Here is a 25657-nt window from a genome sequence, read left to right as displayed (position 1 = left end):
ATATTCTTAATTCCCAGCTGACATTAACACACCTAAAGCTATTGAGTTTAATTTTGTTTCTTCATTATCTGCTCTAGAAGTTAATATTATTGGAGCTTTTGCACCAACTATAACTCCTGCATTTTTTGATTTTGAGAAAAATACTAAAGACTTGTATAATATATTTCCTGCTTCTATATCTGGAGCTAATAATATATCTGCATTTCCAGCTACAGGGTGATTTATTCCTTTATGATTAGCTGCTTCTATTGACACAGCATTATCTAAAGCAAAAGGACCTCCTACTATACAATCTTTTATTTCTCCCCTTTCACACATTTCTTCTAATTCTTTTGCATCAATTGTATCTTGCATTTTAGGATTTACTTTTTCTTTTGCGCATAATACTGCTACTTTTGGATTTTTTATATCTAACGAATGAGCTACTTTACATGAATTTTCTATGATTTGCCTTTTTATATTTACGTCTGGTGCTAAGTTCATAGCTGCGTCAGTTATAAAAAATAACTTATCGTATTCTTCTATATCAAATACCGCTACGTGACTTAATACATTACCTGTTCTTAATCCAACCTTTTTATTTAAAACGGCTTTTAGTATTATAGATGTGTCTACTAAACCTTTCATAACCATGTCCGCTTTATTTTGAGATACTAATTCAACGGCTTTAAGAGATGCTTGTTCTAAATCTTTTATATCTATTAATTGGTAATTACTTATATTTATATCTAACCTCTTAGCTATTTCTTTTGTTTTTTCTATATCCCCTATCAAAATAGCGTCTATTATTCTTTCCTTTCTTGCCATCTCAACTGCTATTAATACTTCTTTGTCTTGGCAACAAGCTACTGCAACAATCTTTGGACCTCTTTCTTTTGCAAATTTAATTACATCTTCAAAGCTTCTCAATTATTACACCTCATTTTAATACATATTAAATACAGTTTTTTTAATAAATATATGCTAAATTTAACTAAATTATATGTATTCATTCTAAATATCGTTTTCCTAGCAGCCGATTTTAAAACACATATACAAAATACATCTACTTTTATAATATATTGAAAATAAATAAGATGCAACAAAAACTATATTAGTAGTTTTAAACTAATAGTTTTAATTGCATCTTATCTAGTTAAATTTTATTAATTTTTCATTTTTTTATTCAACAATTGTTAAGTTTGGTTCAATTGTTATGTGTTTTGCATCATATTTAGTTTCATATTTTATAGAATATAATCCCTCTTCATTAGGTAATTCATTAAAATCTATATATAAAACTATATCTGACTTAGTTGGAGCTGATAAATTATCTCCATGTTCTACACTTACCTTTATATTTTCTGGAATTTTAACCTTATTCATATCTATAGTATCACTTAAATTTCTTAATTCAACGTCTTCTTTTGTGTATGTAAGGTTACTACTTATATACTTAACAGCATCTAATTTTATAGTTATAAACTTAGATTCTGCTGATATCCCCTCTGGTATCTCTAAATATATATCTTTAGATATATCCCCTGTTATAGATGACAAGTCTACAGGCTTTGTACTAATAGTATTTATGTTGTCTACTATATCTTTTTTACCTTTGATAGTTATAGTCTTTTGACTTAATGTATAATCTTTTAAGTTATCCTCTGCCTGACTATTACCACTAAACTTTACACTTATAGGAACTGTTTTTTGTTTTAAAAACTTTACGTTTACAGTTACGTTAGAAAAGTCTAAATGTACTCCCTCTACTTTTTTACCGTTTTCATCAACGGGAACTAAGCTTAATTCTTTCTTAAAGTCATTAGTTTCATCTCCTACATTAAGTGTAGCTACAACCTTTTGAACTTTTTTTACTAATACTCTTGGACCTGAAACCTTTACATTATCTTTGTCCATATCAACTGGTTCTATATTATTTTTTGCTCTACCTTCTAAATTTACTTCTATAGCTCTTTTTTCTTTTACTACCTTTTCTAAGTTTACTACCAACACTCCACTTTTAAACTCATGTGTAACTTTTCCCGGAACACTTGCTTTTAAATAGATTTGATTAGTACCTTCCCCAGTACTATTACTTCCTTCAACCTTATTTATTTGACCATAAATATGTATATCATTTCTACTTAACTTTTGAATACTTGAAAGCTTACCTGTTATAGCTATATCTGCAGTCAAATCTACCTCAGGATAAATAACTAAATCTTTATCTGCAAGCTGATTCATATTATTTATCTGTACTGGTATATCTTCAAAAACTTTTGTTTCTTCTGGATCTACAACTGCCATAACATACATCCATAACACAACTGCACTTAATAACGATATTAACTTTATTCTAGTATTATGTTTTAATTGATCTATCATCTGAATATCCCGCCTTTGAAAAAGCTTTTTTCATCCGTAATAGTTTTCAGATTACTTCTTAATATATTAGTCATCCTATCCTTCGATATATTCCTATATAGCTTTCCTGCTTTAGCTATAGATACATCTCCTGTTTCTTCTGAAACAACCAATGATATACAATCTGAAACTTCACTAACACCTACTGCTGCTCTATGTCTAGTACCCAAATCTTTGCTCAAATCTTTACTTTCTGTTAGTGGTAAAAAACATGCAGCTGCTTTAACTTGCGATCCTCTAATAACTACTGCTCCATCATGAAGCGGTGTATTAGGAATAAATATATTTATTAATAACTGTCTTGATACTTCACCGTCTATACTAGTTCCCGTATTTATTATTTCTCCTATTTTAGTTTGTCTTTCCATAATAATAAGGGCCCCTATTTTTTGTCTTGATAATGAATATAGTGCTTCTACTATTTCTTCTATTGTTTTATTAAGAGTTTCTTCTGGTGTATTTGTACCATTTTTTCCAAATATATTAAACTTTGCTCTACCTATGTGTTCAAGGCCTGCTCTAAGTTCTGGTTGGAATATTATAAGTGCAGCAATAACTCCAAAATCTAATGCATTAACTAATATCCAATATAATGTATGTAATTTAAAAGTATCACTAAGCTGTGTGGCTACTAATAACAATAGTATACCTTTAAAGACTTGTTCTGCCCTTGTATCTTTTATAAACATAAATATTTTATAAAATAAATACGCTACTATTAATATATCCACTATATCATTTATGGTCAAATTAAAAATTGTATCAAAGAAACTTCTCAAAAAAGAATTTATATCCACAGTTAATTCCTCCTGTCTGATAAGTTCTTAATCATTTACACTATGTATTATACTATATTACTCTAACTATATACAAATTATTTAAAGTATAGTAAATAATTATAAATTTTATTTAAATAAATTTATATAAAAAAAAAGTTTCACATTTGTGAAACTTTCTATTGGTGAGCGCACAGGGATTCGAACCCCGGACACACGCCTTAGAAGGGCGTTGCTCTATCCAGCTGAGCTATGCACCCATATTTTATATGGAGCGGGAAACGAGATTCGAACTCGCGACTTCAACCTTGGCAAGGTTGCGCTCTACCACTGAACTATTCCCGCATATTTAGTTTGTATTACATATATAATTTATAGTGGCGGGAATAACAGGACTCGAACCTGTGACCCATTGATTAACAGTCAATTGCTCTACCAACTGAGCCATATTCCCGCATATTAAATTAATTTGGCGACCTGGAAGGGACTCGAACCCTCGACCTCCAGCGTGACAGGCTGGCATTCTAACCAGCTGAACTACCAGGCCATAAATGGTGGGACTAACAGGGCTCGAACCTGTGACCCCCTGCTTGTAAGGCAGGTGCTCTCCCAGCTGAGCTATAGTCCCATAAGTTTAATCTGGAGCGGGTGAAGGGGATCGAACCCTCACAGCCGGCTTGGAAGGCCGGAACTCTACCATTGAGCTACACCCGCATATTTAATTGGTGACCCATAGGGGAATCGAACCCCTGTTACCGCCGTGAAAGGGCGGTGTCTTGACCGCTTGACCAATGGGCCATAAATTGGTTGCGGAGGCAGGACTCGAACCTACGACCTTCGGGTTATGAGCCCGACGAGCTGCCAACTGCTCCACTCCGCGATATTAATATAAATGGTGCCGAAGACCGGAATCGAACCGGTACGAGAGGTAAGTCCCGCAGGATTTTAAGTCCTGTGCGTCTGCCAGTTCCGCCACTTCGGCACATTAACGTGGCTATGTCTTACTCTCCCAGGCAGTTGCCCACCAAGTACCATCAGCGCTAAAGAGCTTAACTTCTGTGTTCGGAATGGGAACAGGTGTATCCTCCTTGCTATTATAACCACATTAATGTATTCATTTAAGGCAAACAAACATTAAAATTAATATTTGTTAGTAGAGTTAATACTCTGAAAACTACAAACATTTAATATACTAATCATTTTAAATTATGGTCAAGTCCTCGACCTATTAGTATCGATAAGCTAAATACATTACTGCACTTACACCTTCGACCTATCAACCAGGTAGTCTTCCTGGGGTCTTACCCTTACGGTGGGAAATCTTATCTTGAAGTTGGCTTCGCGCTTAGATGCTTTCAGCGCTTATCCATTCCGTACATAGCTACCCAGCCATGCCCTTGGCAGAACAACTGGTACACCAGAGGTACGTCCATCCCGGTCCTCTCGTACTAAGGACAGGTCTCCTCAAATTTCCTACGCCTGCGACGGATAGGGACCGAACTGTCTCACGACGTTCTGAACCCAGCTCGCGTACCACTTTAATGGGCGAACAGCCCAACCCTTGGGACCTACTACAGCCCCAGGATGTGATGAGCCGACATCGAGGTGCCAAACCTCCCCGTCGATGTGGACTCTTGGGGGAGATAAGCCTGTTATCCCCAGGGTAGCTTTTATCCGTTGAGCGATGGCCCTTCCATGCGGAACCACCGGATCACTAAGTCCGACTTTCGTCCTTGCTCGACCTGTATGTCTTGCAATCAAGCTCTCTTTTGCCTTTACACTCTTCGTACGATTTCCGACCGTACTGAGAGAACCTTTGAGCGCCTCCGTTACTCTTTGGGAGGCGACCGCCCCAGTCAAACTGCCCACCTGACGGTGTCCCAAGACCTGATTCAAGGCCTCTGGTTAGGATCCCAGTACTACAAGGGTGGTATCCCAAGGATGACTCCACACAAACTGGCGTTCATGCTTCAAAGTCTCCCACCTATCCTGTACATGTAGTACCAAGACCCAACGTCAAGCTACAGTAAAGCTCCATGGGGTCTTTCCGTCCTGTCGCAGGTACCCGGCATCTTCACCGGGATTACAATTTCACCGAGTCTATTGTTGAGACAGTGCCCAAATCGTTACGCCTTTCGTGCGGGTCGGAACTTACCCGACAAGGAATTTCGCTACCTTAGGACCGTTATAGTTACGGCCGCCGTTTACTGGGGCTTAAGTTCACTGCTTCGATTGCTCTAACAGATCCCCTTAACCTTCCAGCACCGGGCAGGCGTCAGCTCCTATACATCGTCTTGCGACTTAGCAGAAACCTGTGTTTTTGGTAAACAGTCGCTTGGGCCTATTCTCTGCGGCCATCCAAAGGATGGCACCCCTTCTCCCTAAGTTACGGGGTCATTTTGCCGAGTTCCTTAACAATAGTTCTCTCGCTGGCCTTAGGATACTCTCCTCACCCACCTGTGTCGGTTTGAGGTACGGGCGCCTTTAAACTCGATAGAGACTTTTCTTGACAGTGTGAAATCAGCTACTTCGCTACTAAATTTCGCTCCCCATCGTACCCCAGCATTATCAAGACGGATTTGCCTATCTTGACTGCCTCAGTACTTAGCCACACATAACCAACAGTGTGGTTAGCTTATCCTACTGTGTCATCCCATTTCTCAAGCGTTTATTGGCGGTACAGGAATATCAACCTGTTGTCCATCACCTACGCCTTTCGGCCTCGGCTTAGGTCCCGACTAACCCAGGGCGGACGAACCTTCCCCTGGAAACCTTGGGTTTACGGCCCGTGGGATTCTCACCCACGTCTCGCTACTCATGCCAACATTCTCACTCGTATACTGTCCACGTGTCCTTACGGTCACGCTTCAGCCTGCATACGAAGCTCCCCTACCCATCATAATGATGCCGTAGCTTCGGTAGTACGTTTTAGCCCCGGAAATTTTCGGCGCAGGATCACTCGACCAGTGAGCTATTACGCACTCTTTAAATGAGTGGCTGCTTCTAAGCCAACATCCTGGTTGTCTGTGCAATCCCACATCCTTTACCACTTAACGTACATTTAGGGACCTTAGCTGACGATCTGGGCTGTTGCCCTTTCGACTATGAATCTTATCACCCACAGTCTGACTCCCAAGTATAAGAATACGGCATTCGGAGTTTGATAGTCTTCGGTAAGTGCAATACCCCCTAGGACATTCAGTGCTCTACCTCCGCTTCTCTCAACCTTGAGGCTAGCCCTAAAGCTATTTCGGGGAGAACCAGCTATCTCCGGGCTCGATTGGAATTTCACCGCTATCCACAAGTCATCCCCGAGCTTTTCAACGCTCGTGGGTTCGGTCCTCCACGAAATTTTACTTTCGCTTCAACCTGCTCATGGATAGGTCGCCCGGTTTCGGGTCTACGTCAAGTAACTTAAGCGCCCATTTAAGACTCGCTTTCGCTACGGCTCCGCACCTTAAGTGCTTAACCTTGCTACTTAACGTAACTCGTTGGCCCGTTCTACAAAAAGTACGCGGTCACACAAGTAATGTGCTCCCACAGCTTGTAAGTGCAGGGTTTCAGGTTCTATTTCACTCCCCTCCCGGGGTTCTTTTCACCTTTCCCTCACGGTACTATGCGCTATCGGTCACTAGGTAGTATTTAGGCTTGGAGGATGGTCCCTCCTGCTTCCCACAGGGTTTCACGTGTCCCGTGGTACTCTGGATCATATCTGAAGTCTTCTCGTTTTGACTACGTGGCTGTTACACTTTATAGCGGAGCTTTCCAACTCTCTTCGTCTACAATAGCCTCTTCGTTTATGATATGTCCGCAACCCCAACAAAGAAAACTTCATTGGTTTGGCCTGTTCCGCGTTCGCTCGCCGCTACTTACGGAATCGAATTTCTTTCTTTTCCTCCGGGTACTTAGATGTTTCAGTTCCCCGAGTTCCCCTCGCTAAGCTATGTATTCACTTAACGATACTTAGACATTACTCTAAGTGAGTTTCCTCATTCGGAAATCTTCGGATCAAAGTTTACGTGCAACTCCCCGAAGCTTATCGCAGCTTATCGCGTCCTTCATCGGCTCCTAGTGCCAAGGCATCCGCCCTGCACCCTTAATAACTTGACCAGTTATTAAAGTGTTTCGTCAACGAACAAACTTCGTATTCACTCAGTTTATTACGTTACTCAAAGTTTGATATTTTAATGACTTATCGTGTCGTTGATATTTTTAGAAGTTATCTTCTTCATATATATAAAATGATGTCATATCACTAAATGTTATGCAGTTTTCAAAGTACTAAAATGCTTCGCATGTCGCCAACGATATTACTTCACATACGTTCAGTAACATCCGTTGCTCAAACAACGAAATGGTGGAGATGAGGAGGATCGAACTCCTGACCCCTTGCGTGCAAGGCAAGTGCTCTCCCAGCTGAGCTACACCCCCATATAGAGTTTTAAGAACTCTCAAAATTAAACAGTAGGTAATTCTCCTTAGAAAGGAGGTGATCCAGCCGCACCTTCCGATACGGCTACCTTGTTACGACTTCACCCCAGTTATTGATTTCACCTTCGACGGCCGCTTCCAAAAGGTTAGCAAACCGGCTTCGGGCGCCCCCAACTTCCGTGGTGTGACGGGCGGTGTGTACAAGACCCGGGAACGCATTCACCGCAGCATTCTGATCTGCGATTACTAGTAACTCCAGCTTCATGTAGGCGAGTTTCAGCCTACAATCCGAACTGAGAATGGCTTTAAGGGATTAGCTCCGCCTCACGACTTGGCTGCCCTCTGTACCACCCATTGTAGCACGTGTGTAGCCCTAAGCATAAGGGGCATGATGATTTGACGTCATCCCCACCTTCCTACAGGTTATCCCTGGCAGTCCCTCTAGAGTGCCCAACTTAATGCTGGCAACTAAAGGCAAGGGTTGCGCTCGTTGCGGGACTTAACCCAACATCTCACGACACGAGCTGACGACAACCATGCACCACCTGTCACTTCTGTCCCCGAAGGGAAATCTCCGATTAGGGAGAGGTCAAAAGGATGTCAAGCTTAGGTAAGGTTCTTCGCGTTGCTTCGAATTAAACCACATGCTCCGCTACTTGTGCGGGTCCCCGTCAATTCCTTTGAGTTTCACTCTTGCGAGCGTACTTCCCAGGCGGAGTACTTAATGCGTTAGCTGCGCCACCGAAGGGGGTAACCTCCGACAGCTAGTACTCATCGTTTACGGCGTGGACTACCAGGGTATCTAATCCTGTTTGCTCCCCACGCTTTCGTGCCTCAGTGTCAGTTACAGTCCAGAGAGCCGCCTTCGCAACTGGTATTCCTCCTAATATCTACGCATTTCACCGCTACACTAGGAATTCTACTCTCCTCTCCTGCACTCAAGTTTCTCAGTTTCAAAGGCTTACTACGGTTGAGCCGTAGCCTTTCACCTCTGACTTAAGAAACCACCTACGCACCCTTTACGCCCAGTAATTCCGGATAACGCTAGCCCCCTACGTATTACCGCGGCTGCTGGCACGTAGTTAGCCGGGGCTTCCTCCTCAAGTACCGTCATTATCTTCCTTGAGGACAGAGCTTTACGACCCGAAGGCCTTCATCGCTCACGCGGCGTTGCTGCATCAGGCTTTCGCCCATTGTGCAATATTCCCCACTGCTGCCTCCCGTAGGAGTTTGGACCGTGTCTCAGTTCCAATGTGGCCGATCACCCTCTCAGGTCGGCTACTGATCGTCGCCTTGGTAAGCCGTTACCTTACCAACTAGCTAATCAGACGCGGGTCCATCCTGTACCGCCGGAGCTTTGATAAAAAAGCCATGCGACTCTCTCATGTTATCCCGTATTAGCATACCTTTCGGTATGTTATCCGTGTGTACAGGGCAGGTTACCCACGCGTTACTCACCCGTCCGCCGCTCTTTCCCGAAGGAAATCGCTCGACTTGCATGTGTTAGGCACGCCGCCAGCGTTCATCCTGAGCCAGGATCAAACTCTTAAATATAAGTTTTGACTTGGGCTCAGATACTGTTATATATCTGGCTTTGTTTGGTTGTTTCAAATTCTATAAATTAACCTACTGTTTAATTTTCAAAGTTCTTAATAATAGTTTAAGTTGGTAGCGGTAACAGGAGTCGAACCTGTGACCTTTCGGGTATGAACCGAACGCTCTAGCCAACTAAGCTATACCGCCATATTCATTAATATGTTTTGGTGCCCAGAGGCGGAATCGAACCACCGACACGGGGATTTTCAGTCCCCTGCTCTACCGACTGAGCTATCTGGGCAAATTGGTGGGCCTAGCTGGACTCGAACCAGCGACCTCACGCTTATCAGGCGTGCGCTCTAACCACCTGAGCTATAGGCCCAACTTATTGGTCGAGGTAGAGGGACTCGAACCCCCGGCCCCATGGTCCCAAACCAAGTGCGCTACCAAACTGCGCTATACCTCGACATTAACTTATAATTTTAATTTTAAATGGCAGGGGTAGAGGGACTCGAACCCCCGGCGCACGGTTTTGGAGACCGACGCTCTACCAACTGAGCTATACCCCTATGAATTTATGGTGGACCATCAGGGACTCGAACCCCGGACCTACCGGTTATGAGCCGGGCGCTCTAACCAACTGAGCTAATGGTCCAAACTTATTGGTCGAGGTAGAGGGACTCGAACCCCCGGCCCCATGGTCCCAAACCAAGTGCGCTACCAAACTGCGCTATACCTCGACATAAAAACAAAAATTGGCGGAGAAGGAGGGATTCGAACCCTCGCACCGGTTTAATCCAGCCTAATCCCTTAGCAGGGGATCCTCTTGAGCCACTTGAGTACTTCTCCGAATATTAAATTAAAATGGCGGAGAGGGTGGGATTCGAACCCACGGTGCCGTTAAGCATCACTGGTTTTCAAGACCAGCTCCTTAAACCACTCGGACACCTCTCCAATTGGTGATCCATCCGCGACTCGAACGCGGGACACCCTGATTAAAAGTCAGGTGCTCTACCGACTGAGCTAATGGATCATATTTAATTAAGTTGGCAGGGGATGCAGGACTCGAACCTACGCATGTAGCAGTCAAAGTGCTATGCCTTACCGACTTGGCGAATCCCCTATAATTGTGGTGAGCGCACAGGGATTCGAACCCCGGACACACGCCTTAGAAGGGCGTTGCTCTATCCAGCTGAGCTATGCACCCACATTATATGATTCAATGGAGCGGGTGAAGGGGATCGAACCCTCACAGCCGGCTTGGAAGGCCGGAACTCTACCATTGAGCTACACCCGCATATTTAATTGGTGGAGGATGGTGGATTCGAACCACCGAAATCGTCGATAACAGATTTACAGTCTGCCCCCTTTGGCCGCTCGGGAAATCCTCCGTTTTTCATGGAGCTGGTGATAGGAATCGAACCTACAACCTGCTGATTACAAGTCAGCTGCTCTACCGTTGAGCCACACCAGCTAATTGGCGGGAATAACAGGACTCGAACCTGTGACCCATTGATTAACAGTCAATTGCTCTACCAACTGAGCCATATTCCCGCATATTAAATTAATTTGGCGACCTGGAAGGGACTCGAACCCTCGACCTCCAGCGTGACAGGCTGGCATTCTAACCAGCTGAACTACCAGGCCGCGAATGGTGGGACTAACAGGGCTCGAACCTGTGACCCCCTGCTTGTAAGGCAGGTGCTCTCCCAGCTGAGCTATAGTCCCGGGATATTGGTGACCCATAGGGGAATCGAACCCCTGTTACCGCCGTGAAAGGGCGGTGTCTTGACCGCTTGACCAATGGGCCTAACACCATTCTAAACTATTAGTTTAGAATATCAACGTGGCTATGTCTTACTCTCCCAGGCAGTTGCCCGCCAAGTACCATCAGCGCTAAAGAGCTTAACTTCTGTGTTCGGAATGGGAACAGGTGTATCCTCTTTGCTATTATAACCACATTGTATTTTATGTCCATTTCTTGGACAAGTATTATATTAACATTTTTTATCAAAAACGTCAATACCCTTTTTTATATTTTTTAAACTTTTTTAGTGGAAAAATATAAATTAATACTCTGAAAACTGCAAACATTTATTGAATTAATCATTTTAAATTATTGGTCAAGTCCTCGACCTATTAGTATCGATAAGCTAAATACATTACTGCACTTACACCTTCGACCTATCAACCAGGTAGTCTTCCTGGGGTCTTACCCTTACGGTGGGAAATCTTATCTTGAAGTTGGCTTCGCGCTTAGATGCTTTCAGCGCTTATCCATTCCGTACATAGCTACCCAGCCATGCCCTTGGCAGAACAACTGGTACACCAGAGGTACGTCCATCCCGGTCCTCTCGTACTAAGGACAGGTCTCCTCAAATTTCCTACGCCTGCGACGGATAGGGACCGAACTGTCTCACGACGTTCTGAACCCAGCTCGCGTACCACTTTAATGGGCGAACAGCCCAACCCTTGGGACCTACTACAGCCCCAGGATGTGATGAGCCGACATCGAGGTGCCAAACCTCCCCGTCGATGTGGACTCTTGGGGGAGATAAGCCTGTTATCCCCAGGGTAGCTTTTATCCGTTGAGCGATGGCCCTTCCATGCGGAACCACCGGATCACTAAGTCCGACTTTCGTCCTTGCTCGACCTGTATGTCTTGCAATCAAGCTCTCTTTTGCCTTTACACTCTTCGTACGATTTCCGACCGTACTGAGAGAACCTTTGAGCGCCTCCGTTACTCTTTGGGAGGCGACCGCCCCAGTCAAACTGCCCACCTGACGGTGTCCCAAGACCTGATTCAAGGCCTCTGGTTAGGATCCCAGTACTACAAGGGTGGTATCCCAAGGATGACTCCACACAAACTGGCGTTCATGCTTCAAAGTCTCCCACCTATCCTGTACATGTAGTACCAAGACCCAACGTCAAGCTACAGTAAAGCTCCATGGGGTCTTTCCGTCCTGTCGCAGGTACCCGGCATCTTCACCGGGATTACAATTTCACCGAGTCTATTGTTGAGACAGTGCCCAAATCGTTACGCCTTTCGTGCGGGTCGGAACTTACCCGACAAGGAATTTCGCTACCTTAGGACCGTTATAGTTACGGCCGCCGTTTACTGGGGCTTAAGTTCACTGCTTCGATTGCTCTAACAGATCCCCTTAACCTTCCAGCACCGGGCAGGCGTCAGCTCCTATACATCGTCTTGCGACTTAGCAGAAACCTGTGTTTTTGGTAAACAGTCGCTTGGGCCTATTCTCTGCGGCCATCCAAAGGATGGCACCCCTTCTCCCTAAGTTACGGGGTCATTTTGCCGAGTTCCTTAACAATAGTTCTCTCGCTGGCCTTAGGATACTCTCCTCACCCACCTGTGTCGGTTTGAGGTACGGGCGCCTTTAAACTCGATAGAGACTTTTCTTGACAGTGTGAAATCAGCTACTTCGCTACTAAATTTCGCTCCCCATCGTACCCCAGCATTATCAAGACGGATTTGCCTATCTTGACTGCCTCAGTACTTAGCCACACATAACCAACAGTGTGGTTAGCTTATCCTACTGTGTCATCCCATTTCTCAAGCGTTTATTGGCGGTACAGGAATATCAACCTGTTGTCCATCACCTACGCCTTTCGGCCTCGGCTTAGGTCCCGACTAACCCAGGGCGGACGAACCTTCCCCTGGAAACCTTGGGTTTACGGCCCGTGGGATTCTCACCCACGTCTCGCTACTCATGCCAACATTCTCACTCGTATACTGTCCACGTGTCCTTACGGTCACGCTTCAGCCTGCATACGAAGCTCCCCTACCCATCATAATGATGCCGTAGCTTCGGTAGTACGTTTTAGCCCCGGAAATTTTCGGCGCAGGATCACTCGACCAGTGAGCTATTACGCACTCTTTAAATGAGTGGCTGCTTCTAAGCCAACATCCTGGTTGTCTGTGCAATCCCACATCCTTTACCACTTAACGTACATTTAGGGACCTTAGCTGACGATCTGGGCTGTTGCCCTTTCGACTATGAATCTTATCACCCACAGTCTGACTCCCAAGTATAAGAATACGGCATTCGGAGTTTGATAGTCTTCGGTAAGTGCAATACCCCCTAGGACATTCAGTGCTCTACCTCCGCTTCTCTCAACCTTGAGGCTAGCCCTAAAGCTATTTCGGGGAGAACCAGCTATCTCCGGGCTCGATTGGAATTTCACCGCTATCCACAAGTCATCCCCGAGCTTTTCAACGCTCGTGGGTTCGGTCCTCCACGAAATTTTACTTTCGCTTCAACCTGCTCATGGATAGGTCGCCCGGTTTCGGGTCTACGTCAAGTAACTTAAGCGCCCATTTAAGACTCGCTTTCGCTACGGCTCCGCACCTTAAGTGCTTAACCTTGCTACTTAACGTAACTCGTTGGCCCGTTCTACAAAAAGTACGCGGTCACACAAGTAATGTGCTCCCACAGCTTGTAAGTGCAGGGTTTCAGGTTCTATTTCACTCCCCTCCCGGGGTTCTTTTCACCTTTCCCTCACGGTACTATGCGCTATCGGTCACTAGGTAGTATTTAGGCTTGGAGGATGGTCCCTCCTGCTTCCCACAGGGTTTCACGTGTCCCGTGGTACTCTGGATCATATCTGAAGTCTTCTCGTTTTGACTACGTGGCTGTTACACTTTATAGCGGAGCTTTCCAACTCTCTTCGTCTACAATAGCCTCTTCGTTTATGATATGTCCGCAACCCCAACAAAGAAAACTTCATTGGTTTGGCCTGTTCCGCGTTCGCTCGCCGCTACTTACGGAATCGAATTTCTTTCTTTTCCTCCGGGTACTTAGATGTTTCAGTTCCCCGAGTTCCCCTCGCTAAGCTATGTATTCACTTAACGATACTTAGACATTACTCTAAGTGAGTTTCCTCATTCGGAAATCTTCGGATCAAAGTTTACGTGCAACTCCCCGAAGCTTATCGCAGCTTATCGCGTCCTTCATCGGCTCCTAGTGCCAAGGCATCCGCCCTGCACCCTTAATAACTTGACCAGTTATTAAAAGTTGTAATTTTTACGACTTTTCTTGTCATTGATATTTTTAGAAGTTATCTTCTTCATATATATAAAATGATGTCATATCACTAAATGTTATGCAGTTTTCAAAGTACTAATGTACATCGCCAACGAACAAATTTCATATTAATTCAATTTATTGCATTGATCAAAGTACTAATGGTGGAGATGAGGAGGATCGAACTCCTGACCCCTTGCGTGCAAGGCAAGTGCTCTCCCAGCTGAGCTACACCCCCATAATTATTAACATTTTTCAACGAATTATATTTTACTATTTTCATTGAATTTTGTCAATATTTTCATGCAAGTTTTTATTTTATTTTCACAAAAATAAGAACTCTCAAAATTAAACAGTAGGTAATTCTCCTTAGAAAGGAGGTGATCCAGCCGCACCTTCCGATACGGCTACCTTGTTACGACTTCACCCCAGTTATTGATTTCACCTTCGACGGCCGCTTCCAAAAGGTTAGCAAACCGGCTTCGGGCGCCCCCAACTTCCGTGGTGTGACGGGCGGTGTGTACAAGACCCGGGAACGCATTCACCGCAGCATTCTGATCTGCGATTACTAGTAACTCCAGCTTCATGTAGGCGAGTTTCAGCCTACAATCCGAACTGAGAATGGCTTTAAGGGATTAGCTCCGCCTCACGACTTGGCTGCCCTCTGTACCACCCATTGTAGCACGTGTGTAGCCCTAAGCATAAGGGGCATGATGATTTGACGTCATCCCCACCTTCCTCCAGGTTATCCCTGGCAGTCCCTCTAGAGTGCCCAACTTAATGCTGGCAACTAAAGGCAAGGGTTGCGCTCGTTGCGGGACTTAACCCAACATCTCACGACACGAGCTGACGACAACCATGCACCACCTGTCACTTTTGTCCCCGAAGGGAAATCTCCGATTAGGGAGAGGTCAAAAGGATGTCAAGCTTAGGTAAGGTTCTTCGCGTTGCTTCGAATTAAACCACATGCTCCGCTACTTGTGCGGGTCCCCGTCAATTCCTTTGAGTTTCACTCTTGCGAGCGTACTTCCCAGGCGGAGTACTTAATGCGTTAGCTGCGCCACCGAAGGGGGTAACCTCCGACAGCTAGTACTCATCGTTTACGGCGTGGACTACCAGGGTATCTAATCCTGTTTGCTCCCCACGCTTTCGTGCCTCAGTGTCAGTTACAGTCCAGAGAGCCGCCTTCGCAACTGGTATTCCTCCTAATATCTACGCATTTCACCGCTACACTAGGAATTCTACTCTCCTCTCCTGCACTCAAGTTTCTCAGTTTCAAAGGCTTACTACGGTTGAGCCGTAGCCTTTCACCTCTGACTTAAGAAACCACCTACGCACCCTTTACGCCCAGTAATTCCGGATAACGCTAGCCCCCTACGTATTACCGCGGCTGCTGGCACGTAGTTAGCCGGGGCTTCCTCCTCAAGTACCGTCATTATCTTCCTTGAGGACAGAGCTTTACGACCCGAAGGCCTTCATCGCTCACGCGGCGTTGCTGCATCAGGCTTTCGCCCATTGTGCAATATTCCCCACTGCTGCCTCCCGTAGGAGTTTGGACCGTGTCTCAGTTCCAATGTGGCCGATCACCCTCTCAGGTCGGCTACTGATCGTCGCCTTGGTAAGCCGTTACCTTACCAACTAGCTAATCAGACGCGGGTCCATCCTGTACCGCCGGAGCTTTGATAAAAAAGCCATGCGACTCTCTCATGTTATCCCGTATTAGCATACCTTTCGGTATGTTATCCGTGTGTACAGGGCAGGTTACCCACGCGTTACTCACCCGTCCGCCGCTCTTTCCCGAAGGAAATCGCTCGACTTGCATGTGTTAGGCACGCCGCCAGCGTTCATCCTGAGCCAGGATCAAACTCTTAAATATAAGTTTTGACTTGGGCTCAGATACTGTTATATATCTGGCTTTGTTTGGTTGTTTCAAATTCTATAAATTAACCTACTGTTTAATTTTCAAAGTTCTTACTCAACTATTCTATCTTAAAAACTTTTTAATTTCAAGACTTTTTTGTTGATTTTTTATTTTTATTTTGTCCTTATCTCTTGGACAAGTAATACTATACCACCTTTATTTTTTATGGTCAAGACTTTTTTTAAAAATTTTTAATTTTATTTTGCTATTTTATGTTCATATCCATAAGCACTTTCTCTAGTCCTAACTTTAGAAACCTTTTTAACCTTTGATACATCTACACCTTGGCAAATTTTTAATGCATCTTTACAAAAATAAAACATAATATCGAAAACTAAAAAAGTTACACATATTAAACATAACCAACTCATCATTTGAGACATTTAAATACCCTCCAAAATTTTATTTTATAAGGTATTCTTTATTTTTATTCACATTTCCTTTACAAAAATTCCTCTATATACTTTCATAATAGATTTATTTAAGTTATTTTTTATCATTAAAAACTTTTAATCTGCACAATTATTTAGTAATTTTTAATATTTACTGTAAGTTTAATAGTAATTTCGCTTTATATTTTTCCAAATAAAAAAAAGATTATACCAAAATATAATTTTTTATTACTAATTATTTAATATATTAAATTCTAATAGTCAATTTACTTGATATTTTATTTATCCTCAATACAAAAACCCTCTAGATAGAATAATTCAATCTAGAGGGTTTTATATTATGAAGATTACTCTTCTATTTTATTTTGGCTATTATCTATTGGCTTCATCGTTGGGAATAAAATTACGTCTCTTATCGATGGTGAGTTAGTTAATAACATCATAACTCTATCCATACCTATTCCAAGTCCACCTGTAGGAGGTAATCCTACTTCTAATGCATTTATGAAATCTTCATCCATATCACAAGCTTCATCATCACCTAATTCTTTCTTTCTCATTTGATCCATGAATCTTCCTTTTTGGTCAATTGGGTCATTTAATTCAGAGAAAGCATTAGCTAATTCCCATTTATTTGCAAACGCTTCAAATCTATCAGTTCTTCTTGGGTCTTCAACATTTCTTTTAGCTAATGGAGATACTTCAACTGGATGATGAGTTATAAATGTAGGTTGGATTAATTTATCTTCTCCAAACTCTTCAAATAATGTATTTATAACTTCTCCTCTTCTCATTCCAGGAGTTATTTCTATTCCTTTTTCTTTAGCAACTGCTAAAGCTTCTTCATCTGTATTTATAGTAGAGAAATCTATACCAGTGTATTCTTTAACACAATCTTCCATAGTCATTCTCTTCCATGGAGGAGTAAAGTCTATTTCAGTTCCTTGATAGTTTATTTTCATACTTCCTGTTGCAGCTTCAGCCATATGAGCTATAACATTTTCAGTGATTTCCATCATATCTGTATAATCTGCATATGCTTGATATAATTCTATAGCAGTATATTCTGGGTTATGCTTTATAGACATACCTTCATTTCTAAACATTCTTCCCATTTCATATACTTTATCAAATCCACCAACTATAAGTCTCTTTAAGTATAACTCATTAGCTATTCTTAAGTACATTGGTATATCTAATGTATTATGGTGTGTTATAAATGGTCTAGCATTTGCTCCACCAGCTATAGTATTTAATATAGGAGTTTCAACTTCTAAGAATCCTCTAGTATCTAAGTAGTTTCTTAAAGCTTTTATAGCTTTAGTTCTTATTACAAAAGCTTCTTTTACTTCTGGGTTTACTATTAAGTCAACATATCTTTGTCTATATCTTAAGTCTTGGTCTTTTAATCCATGATATTTTTCAGGTAGTATTTGAAGTGATTTAGATAATAAAATAACTTCATTCGCTTTTATTGATATTTCTTCTTTTTTAGTCTTGAATACTTCACCCTCAACACCTATTATGTCTCCTAAGTCATATGTAGAGAATATAGAGTACTCTTCTTCCCCTATTCTATCTAATCTAACATAACATTGAATTCTTCCTTCGTGGTCTTGAACATCTATAAATCCAGCTTTACCTTGGATTCTTTTACTCATTATACGACCAGCTATTTTAACAACTTTCCCTTCAAAGTTTTCAAAGTCATTTTTTATTTCCATAGAATCACTAGTTCTATCATATCTACTTTGATGGAATGGATCTCTCCCCATTTCTTGTAATTTAGCTAATTTGTCTCTTCTTACTTGAAGAACTTCACTAAGATCTTCTTGTATTTGATCATTATTCATTTGTTTCCCTCCCGAATTATCTTCTTATTTCTAGTATCTCGAATTTAGCAACACCATCTGGAACTTGAACTTCTACAACATCTCCTATAGTTCTTCCTAAAAGAGCTTTTCCTACTGGAGATTCATTAGATATTTTTCCATCATATGGATCTGCTTCTGCTGAACCTACTATAACATATTCAACTTCTTCATCAAATTCTACATCATTAACTTTAACTATAGATCCTATAGTTACAACATTAACGTCTATTTTACTTTCATCTATGATAACAGCCTTTCTTATCATATTTTCTAACTTTATTATTCTTTCTTCCATTTGAGCTTGCTCATTTTTAGCTTCATCATACTCAGCATTTTCTGATATATCTCCAAAAGATATAGCTACCTTTATTCTATCAGCAACTTCTCTTCTTCTTACAGTCTTTAAAAACTCTACTTCATCTTCTAACTTCTGGTATCCTTCTTGAGTTAATAATATTTCTTTCTTATCTTCCATGACCCCTACAACTCCTTCTTTATGTACTTGGGATTTCTCCCAAATTTATTTTTTAAATTTATATTCTTAGTTTTAATTTATGCGCTATATTATAAGTCACTATTATTCTAATGTCAAGCAGTCCTGCATGTAGCCATTAAGCTTCGATACTACTTCTTCATAGCTTTCTATCTTATTGATTTCATCTCTTACTCTTGCTGAATTTCTAAGCCCTTTTAAATACCACGCAACATGTTTTCTCATTTCCCTTACTGCTACATATTCTCCATGTTCTTCAACTGCTAAACCTAAATGTTTAATGGCCGTGTTTATTTTTTCTTCAACAGTCGGTTCAGGTAAAATTTCCCCTGTTTGCATGTAATGGTTTATTCTTTTGAATATCCATGGATTACCTTGAGCACCTCTACCTATCATTATAGCATCACAATTGGTTTTTTCTAACATATTTATTGAATCTTCTACTGTAAATACGTCACCATTTCCTATAACCGGTATGTTTATATTTTGTTTTATTTCAGCTATTATATCCCAATCAGCTTTCCCTGAATAATATTGTTCTCTTGTTCTTCCATGTATAGCTAATGCACTTATACCACATTCCTCAGCTATTTTTGCAATTTCTACTGCATTTACAGTATTATCATCCCAACCTTTTCTTATTTTTAATGTCACAGGTTTTTCAGAGTTTTTTACTACTGCCGTTAGAACTTTTGCCACTAACTTAGGATTTTTCATAAGAGCAGATCCATCTCCATTTTTTACAACCTTAGGTGCTGGGCACCCCATATTTATATCCAATATTTCATTTGGATATTCATTCATAATCTTCGATGCTCTTCCCATATATTCTGGATCTGAGCCAAATATTTGAACAGCTACTGGGTGTTCTTCGTCTTCTATTTTTAACATCTTCTTAGTATTTTCATCATCATAGCACAAAGCTTTTGCATTTATCATCTCTGTATAAAGCATTCCGCAGTTTTGTTCTTTACATATTAATCTAAAAGGAAGATCTGTAACACCTGCCATAGGTGATAAAAAAACTTTATTTTTTAATTCGACATTACCTATTTTCATTTTTAGTCTCCTTCTCTAAATTGCTATTTTATATTATATATATCCAAAAGTTTACCCATTATCACAAAAAAGGAACTGGGTTTATAACCCAATTCCTTACTACTATTCTTTATTTTTATCGTATATAATTCTTAAACCTTCTAAAGTTAAAAATCTATCTACGCTATCTATGCTTTCAGTCTCAGATGCTATTAAATTTGCTAATCCACCTGTAGCTATTACCTTGACTTCCTCTTGACTTAGTTCTTTTTTCATCATTTCTATTATTTTCTCGACTAAGCCTACGTATCCATATATTATACCAGACTGCATAGCAGATACTGTATTTTTACATATGGTACTACCTGACTTTACTAATTCAACTCTAGGAAGTTTTGATGCTCTTTGGAATAATGCTTCACTTGAAATTTTAATACCTGGAGCAATAGTTCCTCCTAAATATTCACCTTTATCAGATATAGCACAGAAAGTAGTTCCTGTTCCAAAGTCAACTATTATTAATGGGTATCCATATTTTTCAATTCCTGCCACTGCATTAACTATTCTATCTGCTCCTACTTGTTTAGGATTGTCATATTTTATATTTAAACCTGTTTTTATACCAGGTCCGACAACCATAGGTTGTTTTTTACAATATTTTATACAAAAGTTTTCAAGTGAATGCATAACATTTGGCACTACAGATGATATTATAACATCTTTTATATCATTCATATCCATATTTTCATATTGAAATAAATTTCTAATGAGCATACCGTACTCATCTGATGTTTTTTCTTTATCTGTGTTTATTCTCCAATGTTTGATTAATTCCTTATTCTTATATATACCTAAAACCATATTGGTATTTCCAACGTCAAATACTAAAAGCATAAATTTACCTTCTTTCTATCTTTTAACTGTCTTAAGTACAGTGACAACTGATCCCACTATAATTGCCGCTAATATCGCTTCTGCTACTGCATTAGCTCCTACTATACCAAATATTATATATACAGGGCTATATACATTAGCATTAGGATTCTCCGATATAAACGCCTCTGCAAATCTTTGTGCGTATAATATATATGTCATACCTAAAACTCCACCAGTATTAACAAGAGTTCCAACAACTCCAGTTATAGCTGCTGGTATAGTTTTTAGTTTATTACCTTTTACTTTTGATTCTAATAATTTATTGAATCTTTTACTTATAAAAACATAAGTATAGTACGATGCTACCCCTATTAACATTCTTGGTAATATAGATACTAACGGATTCATAAATATAAAATTTGTAACAGTTGGACCTGTAATCGCCCTCATTAAACTTGTTGCCCCAAATATAAATCCTATAAAAGCACCTGCTAGTGGACCTTCTACTATGGCCCCTATTATAACCGGTATATGCATTATTGTTAAATTCACCACCGGATTTATAGGTACATAACCTATAGGAGTCATCGACATAATTATAGATATAGCTGATAGCATACCTATAACTGTCATCTTCCTTACATCAAGTTTTTTTACTTCTCTACTTTGGTTAGTAGTATTCATAAAATCACACCTCCGTTCCAGCTCATAAAAGATGCCGGACTTCTAAAATTATTTATTTTTTTTACTTGTATAGTCTGACTCTAATTATTTAGATGCCAGCTATAACAAAATAATTTTATCAGTAGGTATTAACATTGTCAATAATGCTTATTTTTGATGCATATCTTTATATGATAATATACTATTTACGCTATTTGCATTCTTTATTGCATTGATAACGCTTTTTTGGACAACTTCGGTAGCTAAAGAACCTAATAGCGTTATATCTGTTTCAATTTCTCCCGTTGCTATTGTAAATATAGTATCCCCATCATGAGGAGTATGTATCGGAAAAATAGATTTAGCATATCCATTGTGTGCCATCTGAGAAACCTTCTTACACCCAGATTTATCTAATTTAGCATTAGTAGCTACTATGCCTATAGTTGTATTGTCGATACTAAATCCACCTTTATTGATTCCATTTTTCATAAGTTCATAGCTATTTAAAATTTTTGTTTTATCTTCACTTAATACTCCTGCTATAACTTTACCATCTTCATATACATCTCCAAAAGCATTTACAGCTATTAAAGCAGACACTACAAGTCCATTATCTAATTTTATAGAATAACTTCCTATTCCACCCTTCATAGCAAAACTAGGCCCTTTTATCTTACCTACAGTAGCTCCACAACCTGCACCATAGTTACCCTGACTTAATTTTGTTTCACTTGCAACTTGACAAGCTTTATAACCCATATCTAAATCAGGTCTACATTTAGGGTTTCCTACTGCTAAATCAAATAATACAGCACCTGTTACTATTGGTACTTTTGCTACACCAACATCAAAACCTATATTTTGTTCTTCTAAAAATTTACTTACTCCACATGTACTTTCAAGTCCAAATGCAGATCCTCCTGTTAACACAACTGCATGAACTTTTTGTATCATATTTACAGGATCTAATAAATCCGTTTCCCTTGTTCCAGGTCCACCACCTCTAACATCTACTCCACAAGTTGCTCCTTTTTCACATATAACTACTGTACATCCTGTTAAACCATCTATGTCTTCTACTTGTCCAACTTTCAACCCTTTTACATCTAATATATTGTTATACATATCCTTTAATCCCCCTTATAGAAACCTCACCAGACATAATTTCTCTTGTAGTTTTATCTTGTTTTTCTACAATTAAATTTCCATCTTCATTTATATCTAAACACTTAACTTGTTCTTTATTATCACCATTTAGTATATATATATCTTTTCCTATAATTGCAGAGTACTGTCTACATATATTTAATGTCTCTTCTTTAGAGTTATTATTTACATAGTCTATGTATAATTTTTCAAATTCATTTAATATATTTCTAACTATATCCACTCTTGAAACTTTGTAGCCTTCTTTATATAAAGAAGTCGCTATATCACATATTTCCTGGGAAAATTCCATAGTTTTCACATTTATACCCATTCCCAACACAATATGATTAACTCTTTCAATTTCAGCTGATAATTCTGTAAGTATTCCTGATATCTTCTTGCCATTTAGTATTATATCGTTAGGCCATTTTATTAATGTATTTACTTCAAGATCATTTAAAGCTTTAACTATTGATGCACCTGCTATTAAAGTTATAAATGGCGCTTTATAAGGCATAATATTTGGTTTTAGTACTATACTCATCCATATGCCTTCATGAGATTTAGAATACCACTGTCTACCTAATCTACCTTTTCCCTTTGTTTGTTCTTCACTAATTATCACTGTTCCATCTTCTTTTTCACTAGCTATTTTTTTAGCATAATCATTAGTTGAATCTATAGTTTGAAAATGTATTATATTATTTCCTATAAAGTCTGTATTTAAATCATGACATATATTTTGATGTGTAAGTAAGTCTACAGGCTTTTCAGCTAATCTATACCCTTTTTTATTAACTGATTCAATATTATATCCTTCTTCTTTTAAAGTTTTTATGTGTTTCCATATACCAGCTCTAGAAATTCCTAATTGTTTAGATAACTCTTCGCCTGATATAAATTCATTTCCTTTATTTAATATAATTTCTATTATTTTATTTTTCATATTACACCTCATCCTAATGTAATTTTTCTTTCTAATAATTAATTATACCTTGAATCACAGTTATATATAAATATTTTTATAAAAAAGAAAATAGGACCTATACAGGTCCTATTAAATTAATCTATTTATTATCTGAGTTATCATCTAAATCTTTATTATCTTTTATCTTATCTAGTTTGACTAAATTTACATTAGACTCTTCTTTTTCTTGTTTTTCTAATGTTACTGCAAGTGAATCATCACCTGTTTCAGGTATCTCTAAAGGTAATTCTTTATCAAATGCTTTAACGAATTGTTCTGAATCTAAAGTCTCATACACTAGTAAAGCTTGAGCTACATAATCTAATCTATCCATATTTTCTTCTAGAATTCTCTTACACTCTTTATATGCTACATCTACTATGTTTCTTATTTCCTTATCGATTTCAAATGCAACTTCTTCAGAGTAATTTCTCTTAGATGTGAAACTATTACCTAAGAATACTTCATCTTCATTATCACCAAATACCATTGGTCCAAGCTTTGTACTCATTCCGTATTTAGTAACCATAGCTCTTGCAGTTTGAGTAACTCTTTCTAAGTCATTAGATGCTCCTGTTGATATATCATCTAAAACTAACTCTTCAGCAACTCTACCTCCAAGTGCCATTATAATAGTTTCTTTCATTTCTTTCTTAGTTCCATACATCTGATCTTCTTTTGGAAGTGGCTCTGTAAATCCACCAGCTCTACCTCTTGGTATTATTGTAACTTGATGTAGAGAACTTATATGAGGAAGTACATGCATACATATTGCATGACCTGCTTCATGATAAGCTGTAAGTTTTCTATCTTCAGGGCTTACAACTCTAGATTTTTTAGCAACCCCAACCATAACCTTTGTTATAGCTTCTTCTATAGTTCCCATATGAATTTTCTTTTCTCTTCTTCTAGCTGTAAGTATTGCAGCCTCATTCATTATGTTTTCTATATCAGCAGGAGTAAATCCTGGTGTTCTTCTTGCTAAAACAGATGGTTTAACATCATCTGCTAAAGGTTTATTTTTAGAATGAACTTTAAAGATAGCTTCTCTACCTTTAACGTCCGGAGCTCCAACAACAACTTCTCTATCAAATCTACCTGGTCTAAGTAATGCTGGATCAAGTATGTCAGGTCTATTTGTAGCAGCCATTATTATTATCCCTGGATTTATTCCAAATCCATCCATCTCAACTAGTAATTGGTTAAGAGTCTGCTCTCTTTCGTCATGACCTCCGCCAAGACCAGCCCCTCTTTTTCTACCAACTGCGTCTATTTCATCTATGAATATTATAGCTGGTGCGTTTTTCTTTGCTTGCTCGAATAAATCCCTTACTCTAGAAGCACCAACCCCAACAAACATTTCAACGAAATCAGATCCACTTATGCTAAAGAATGGTACTCCTGCTTCTCCTGCAACTGCTCTTGATAAATAAGTTTTACCAGTACCAGGAGGACCTACCATAAGTATACCTTTTGGTATTCTTGCACCTAAATCAATATATTTTTTAGGATTTTTTAAGAAATCAACAACTTCTTGTAAATCTTCTTTTTCTTCATTTAACCCAGCTACATCTTTAAATGTAACCCTTGTTTTTTCATCATCTTTATGTACTTTAGCTTTAGATTTACCAAAGTTCATAACTTTTCCGCCTCCACCTTGAGACTGATTCATAAATACAAACCATAATATTAACATAAAGAATATTAATAATAATGTTGGTAGCATTTCTACGAACCAAGGTGCAGATGGTTTTGCCTCTCCACTAAATATTAGTTTGCCTTCTTTAGATTGGGCTAATACCTCATCAGCAAGTTTATCTCCCATTACCTCTTGTGGCACATATGCTCTAAATTTAGTATTTTTATCTTTTATTGTTCCTTCTACAGCTGTATCGCTTATAAAGTGTAATCTTGATATATTTCCATCAGTTAATTCTTGATATACTTTAGAAAATTCTAGATTTTGTACTTTTTCTGCTGGCTTACCTGAAAACTGCACTATTCCTACTATTATTATTAATATTAGTAAGTAGAAACCTATTCCCTTGAAAAGTTTATTCAAAAGAAGCCCTCCTTTCATACGTTGTTTTTAT

Annotated in this window: 12 protein-coding genes, 30 tRNA genes and 6 rRNA genes; all 48 read right to left on the bottom strand. The window is 39.5% G+C overall.

Annotated features, from left to right (window positions below; translation table 11 throughout):
- Positions 1–6: 6 nt before the first annotated feature.
- The 48 genes from ptb to ftsH all read right to left on the bottom strand — a co-directional run bounded on the left by ptb (position 7) and on the right by ftsH (position 25626).
- A complete protein-coding gene (gene ptb, locus JNUCC81_RS00895; protein ID WP_454094907.1) occupies positions 7–909 on the bottom strand; it encodes a phosphate butyryltransferase in 903 nt (300 codons plus the stop codon).
- 252 nt (positions 910–1161) lie between these two features.
- Entirely contained in the window at positions 1162–2364 is a 1203-nt protein-coding gene (locus JNUCC81_RS00890; protein WP_454094906.1) for a CdaR family protein, read from the bottom strand.
- Positions 2361–3200 (bottom strand): diadenylate cyclase CdaA, encoded by an 840-nt coding sequence (gene cdaA, locus JNUCC81_RS00885; RefSeq protein ID WP_353654846.1) that lies wholly within the window; start codon positions 3198–3200, stop codon positions 2361–2363. The genes JNUCC81_RS00890 and cdaA overlap by 4 nt, the downstream gene beginning before the upstream one ends.
- A gap of 162 nt (positions 3201–3362) precedes the next feature.
- Positions 3363–3439 (bottom strand) — tRNA-Arg (locus JNUCC81_RS00880).
- Positions 3440–3449: 10 nt separating this feature from the next.
- Positions 3450–3524, bottom strand: a tRNA-Gly gene (locus JNUCC81_RS00875).
- Positions 3525–3557: 33 nt separating this feature from the next.
- A tRNA-Asn gene (locus JNUCC81_RS00870) sits at positions 3558–3633 on the bottom strand.
- 16 nt (positions 3634–3649) lie between these two features.
- Positions 3650–3726, bottom strand: a tRNA-Asp gene (locus JNUCC81_RS00865).
- Positions 3727–3731: 5 nt separating this feature from the next.
- Positions 3732–3807 (bottom strand) — tRNA-Val (locus tag JNUCC81_RS00860).
- A gap of 12 nt (positions 3808–3819) precedes the next feature.
- Positions 3820–3893: transfer RNA gene (locus JNUCC81_RS00855), tRNA-Gly, on the bottom strand.
- A gap of 9 nt (positions 3894–3902) precedes the next feature.
- Positions 3903–3977: transfer RNA gene (locus JNUCC81_RS00850), tRNA-Glu, on the bottom strand.
- A gap of 6 nt (positions 3978–3983) precedes the next feature.
- A tRNA-Met gene (locus JNUCC81_RS00845) sits at positions 3984–4059 on the bottom strand.
- Positions 4060–4072: 13 nt separating this feature from the next.
- A tRNA-Leu gene (locus JNUCC81_RS00840) sits at positions 4073–4161 on the bottom strand.
- A 6-nt stretch (positions 4162–4167) separates the two neighbouring features.
- Positions 4168–4284 (bottom strand): 5S ribosomal RNA (gene rrf, locus JNUCC81_RS00835).
- A 103-nt stretch (positions 4285–4387) separates the two neighbouring features.
- Positions 4388–7289: ribosomal RNA gene (locus JNUCC81_RS00830) — 23S ribosomal RNA — on the bottom strand.
- Positions 7290–7534: 245 nt separating this feature from the next.
- Positions 7535–7610 (bottom strand) — tRNA-Ala (locus tag JNUCC81_RS00825).
- Positions 7611–7661: 51 nt separating this feature from the next.
- Positions 7662–9164, bottom strand: a 16S ribosomal RNA gene (locus JNUCC81_RS00820).
- A 112-nt stretch (positions 9165–9276) separates the two neighbouring features.
- Positions 9277–9353, bottom strand: a tRNA-Met gene (locus JNUCC81_RS00815).
- A gap of 18 nt (positions 9354–9371) precedes the next feature.
- A tRNA-Phe gene (locus JNUCC81_RS00810) sits at positions 9372–9447 on the bottom strand.
- A gap of 4 nt (positions 9448–9451) precedes the next feature.
- A tRNA-Ile gene (locus tag JNUCC81_RS00805) sits at positions 9452–9528 on the bottom strand.
- 7 nt (positions 9529–9535) lie between these two features.
- Positions 9536–9612, bottom strand: a tRNA-Pro gene (locus JNUCC81_RS00800).
- Between the two features lie 27 nt (positions 9613–9639).
- Positions 9640–9715: transfer RNA gene (locus tag JNUCC81_RS00795), tRNA-Trp, on the bottom strand.
- A gap of 9 nt (positions 9716–9724) precedes the next feature.
- A tRNA-Ile gene (locus JNUCC81_RS00790) sits at positions 9725–9801 on the bottom strand.
- A gap of 8 nt (positions 9802–9809) precedes the next feature.
- A tRNA-Pro gene (locus tag JNUCC81_RS00785) sits at positions 9810–9886 on the bottom strand.
- A gap of 16 nt (positions 9887–9902) precedes the next feature.
- A tRNA-Ser gene (locus JNUCC81_RS00780) sits at positions 9903–9995 on the bottom strand.
- Between the two features lie 16 nt (positions 9996–10011).
- A tRNA-Ser gene (locus JNUCC81_RS00775) sits at positions 10012–10100 on the bottom strand.
- A 3-nt stretch (positions 10101–10103) separates the two neighbouring features.
- Positions 10104–10179 (bottom strand) — tRNA-Lys (locus tag JNUCC81_RS00770).
- Positions 10180–10193: 14 nt separating this feature from the next.
- A tRNA-Gln gene (locus JNUCC81_RS00765) sits at positions 10194–10269 on the bottom strand.
- Positions 10270–10276: 7 nt separating this feature from the next.
- Positions 10277–10353: transfer RNA gene (locus JNUCC81_RS00760), tRNA-Arg, on the bottom strand.
- A 16-nt stretch (positions 10354–10369) separates the two neighbouring features.
- A tRNA-Gly gene (locus JNUCC81_RS00755) sits at positions 10370–10443 on the bottom strand.
- Between the two features lie 9 nt (positions 10444–10452).
- Positions 10453–10537: transfer RNA gene (locus tag JNUCC81_RS00750), tRNA-Tyr, on the bottom strand.
- An 8-nt stretch (positions 10538–10545) separates the two neighbouring features.
- Positions 10546–10620: transfer RNA gene (locus tag JNUCC81_RS00745), tRNA-Thr, on the bottom strand.
- Positions 10621–10624: 4 nt separating this feature from the next.
- Positions 10625–10700 (bottom strand) — tRNA-Asn (locus JNUCC81_RS00740).
- A 16-nt stretch (positions 10701–10716) separates the two neighbouring features.
- A tRNA-Asp gene (locus tag JNUCC81_RS00735) sits at positions 10717–10793 on the bottom strand.
- A 5-nt stretch (positions 10794–10798) separates the two neighbouring features.
- Positions 10799–10874 (bottom strand) — tRNA-Val (locus JNUCC81_RS00730).
- A 7-nt stretch (positions 10875–10881) separates the two neighbouring features.
- Positions 10882–10956 (bottom strand) — tRNA-Glu (locus tag JNUCC81_RS00725).
- Positions 10957–10990: 34 nt separating this feature from the next.
- Positions 10991–11107 (bottom strand): 5S ribosomal RNA (gene rrf, locus JNUCC81_RS00720).
- 158 nt (positions 11108–11265) lie between these two features.
- Positions 11266–14167: ribosomal RNA gene (locus JNUCC81_RS00715) — 23S ribosomal RNA — on the bottom strand.
- A gap of 183 nt (positions 14168–14350) precedes the next feature.
- Positions 14351–14426: transfer RNA gene (locus JNUCC81_RS00710), tRNA-Ala, on the bottom strand.
- Positions 14427–14561: 135 nt separating this feature from the next.
- Positions 14562–16064: ribosomal RNA gene (locus JNUCC81_RS00705) — 16S ribosomal RNA — on the bottom strand.
- Together the 16S, 23S and 5S rRNA genes with 30 tRNA genes alongside form the textbook arrangement of a ribosomal RNA operon.
- Positions 16065–16306: 242 nt before the next feature.
- Positions 16307–16492 carry a hypothetical protein gene (locus JNUCC81_RS00700; RefSeq protein ID WP_454094905.1) on the bottom strand — a complete coding sequence of 62 codons (186 nt, stop codon included), beginning with the start codon at positions 16490–16492 and terminating at the stop codon, positions 16307–16309.
- 356 nt (positions 16493–16848) lie between these two features.
- Positions 16849–18354, bottom strand: a complete 1506-nt coding sequence (lysS, locus tag JNUCC81_RS00695; RefSeq protein WP_208332334.1) for a lysine--tRNA ligase — start codon at positions 18352–18354, stop codon at positions 16849–16851.
- Positions 18355–18370: 16 nt separating this feature from the next.
- The gene (gene greA / locus JNUCC81_RS00690) at positions 18371–18850 is read right to left on the bottom strand and encodes a transcription elongation factor GreA (RefSeq protein WP_208332333.1); all 480 of its coding nucleotides are present in this window, start codon (positions 18848–18850) and stop codon (positions 18371–18373) included.
- Between the two features lie 102 nt (positions 18851–18952).
- Positions 18953–19927, bottom strand: a complete 975-nt coding sequence (gene dusB, locus JNUCC81_RS00685; RefSeq protein WP_454094904.1) for a tRNA dihydrouridine synthase DusB — start codon at positions 19925–19927, stop codon at positions 18953–18955.
- 102 nt (positions 19928–20029) lie between these two features.
- Positions 20030–20800 carry a type III pantothenate kinase gene (locus tag JNUCC81_RS00680; RefSeq protein WP_454094903.1) on the bottom strand — a complete coding sequence of 257 codons (771 nt, stop codon included), beginning with the start codon at positions 20798–20800 and terminating at the stop codon, positions 20030–20032.
- A 15-nt stretch (positions 20801–20815) separates the two neighbouring features.
- Positions 20816–21466, bottom strand: coding sequence for an ECF transporter S component (locus tag JNUCC81_RS00675; RefSeq protein WP_454094902.1), 651 nt, complete (start codon positions 21464–21466; stop codon positions 20816–20818).
- Between the two features lie 147 nt (positions 21467–21613).
- Positions 21614–22573 (bottom strand): P1 family peptidase, encoded by a 960-nt coding sequence (locus JNUCC81_RS00670; protein WP_454094901.1) that lies wholly within the window; start codon positions 22571–22573, stop codon positions 21614–21616.
- The gene (locus JNUCC81_RS00665) at positions 22566–23543 is read right to left on the bottom strand and encodes a biotin--[acetyl-CoA-carboxylase] ligase (RefSeq protein ID WP_454094900.1); all 978 of its coding nucleotides are present in this window, start codon (positions 23541–23543) and stop codon (positions 22566–22568) included. The genes JNUCC81_RS00670 and JNUCC81_RS00665 overlap by 8 nt, the downstream gene beginning before the upstream one ends.
- A 121-nt stretch (positions 23544–23664) precedes the next feature.
- Positions 23665–25626, bottom strand: coding sequence for an ATP-dependent zinc metalloprotease FtsH (gene ftsH, locus JNUCC81_RS00660; protein ID WP_454094899.1), 1962 nt, complete (start codon positions 25624–25626; stop codon positions 23665–23667).
- Positions 25627–25657: the final 31 nt, after the last annotated feature.

The organism is Faecalimicrobium sp. JNUCC 81, assembly GCF_053667625.1.
Note: the sequence above shows the minus strand (reverse complement) of the source record. Positions and strands in the feature narration are given on the sequence as shown.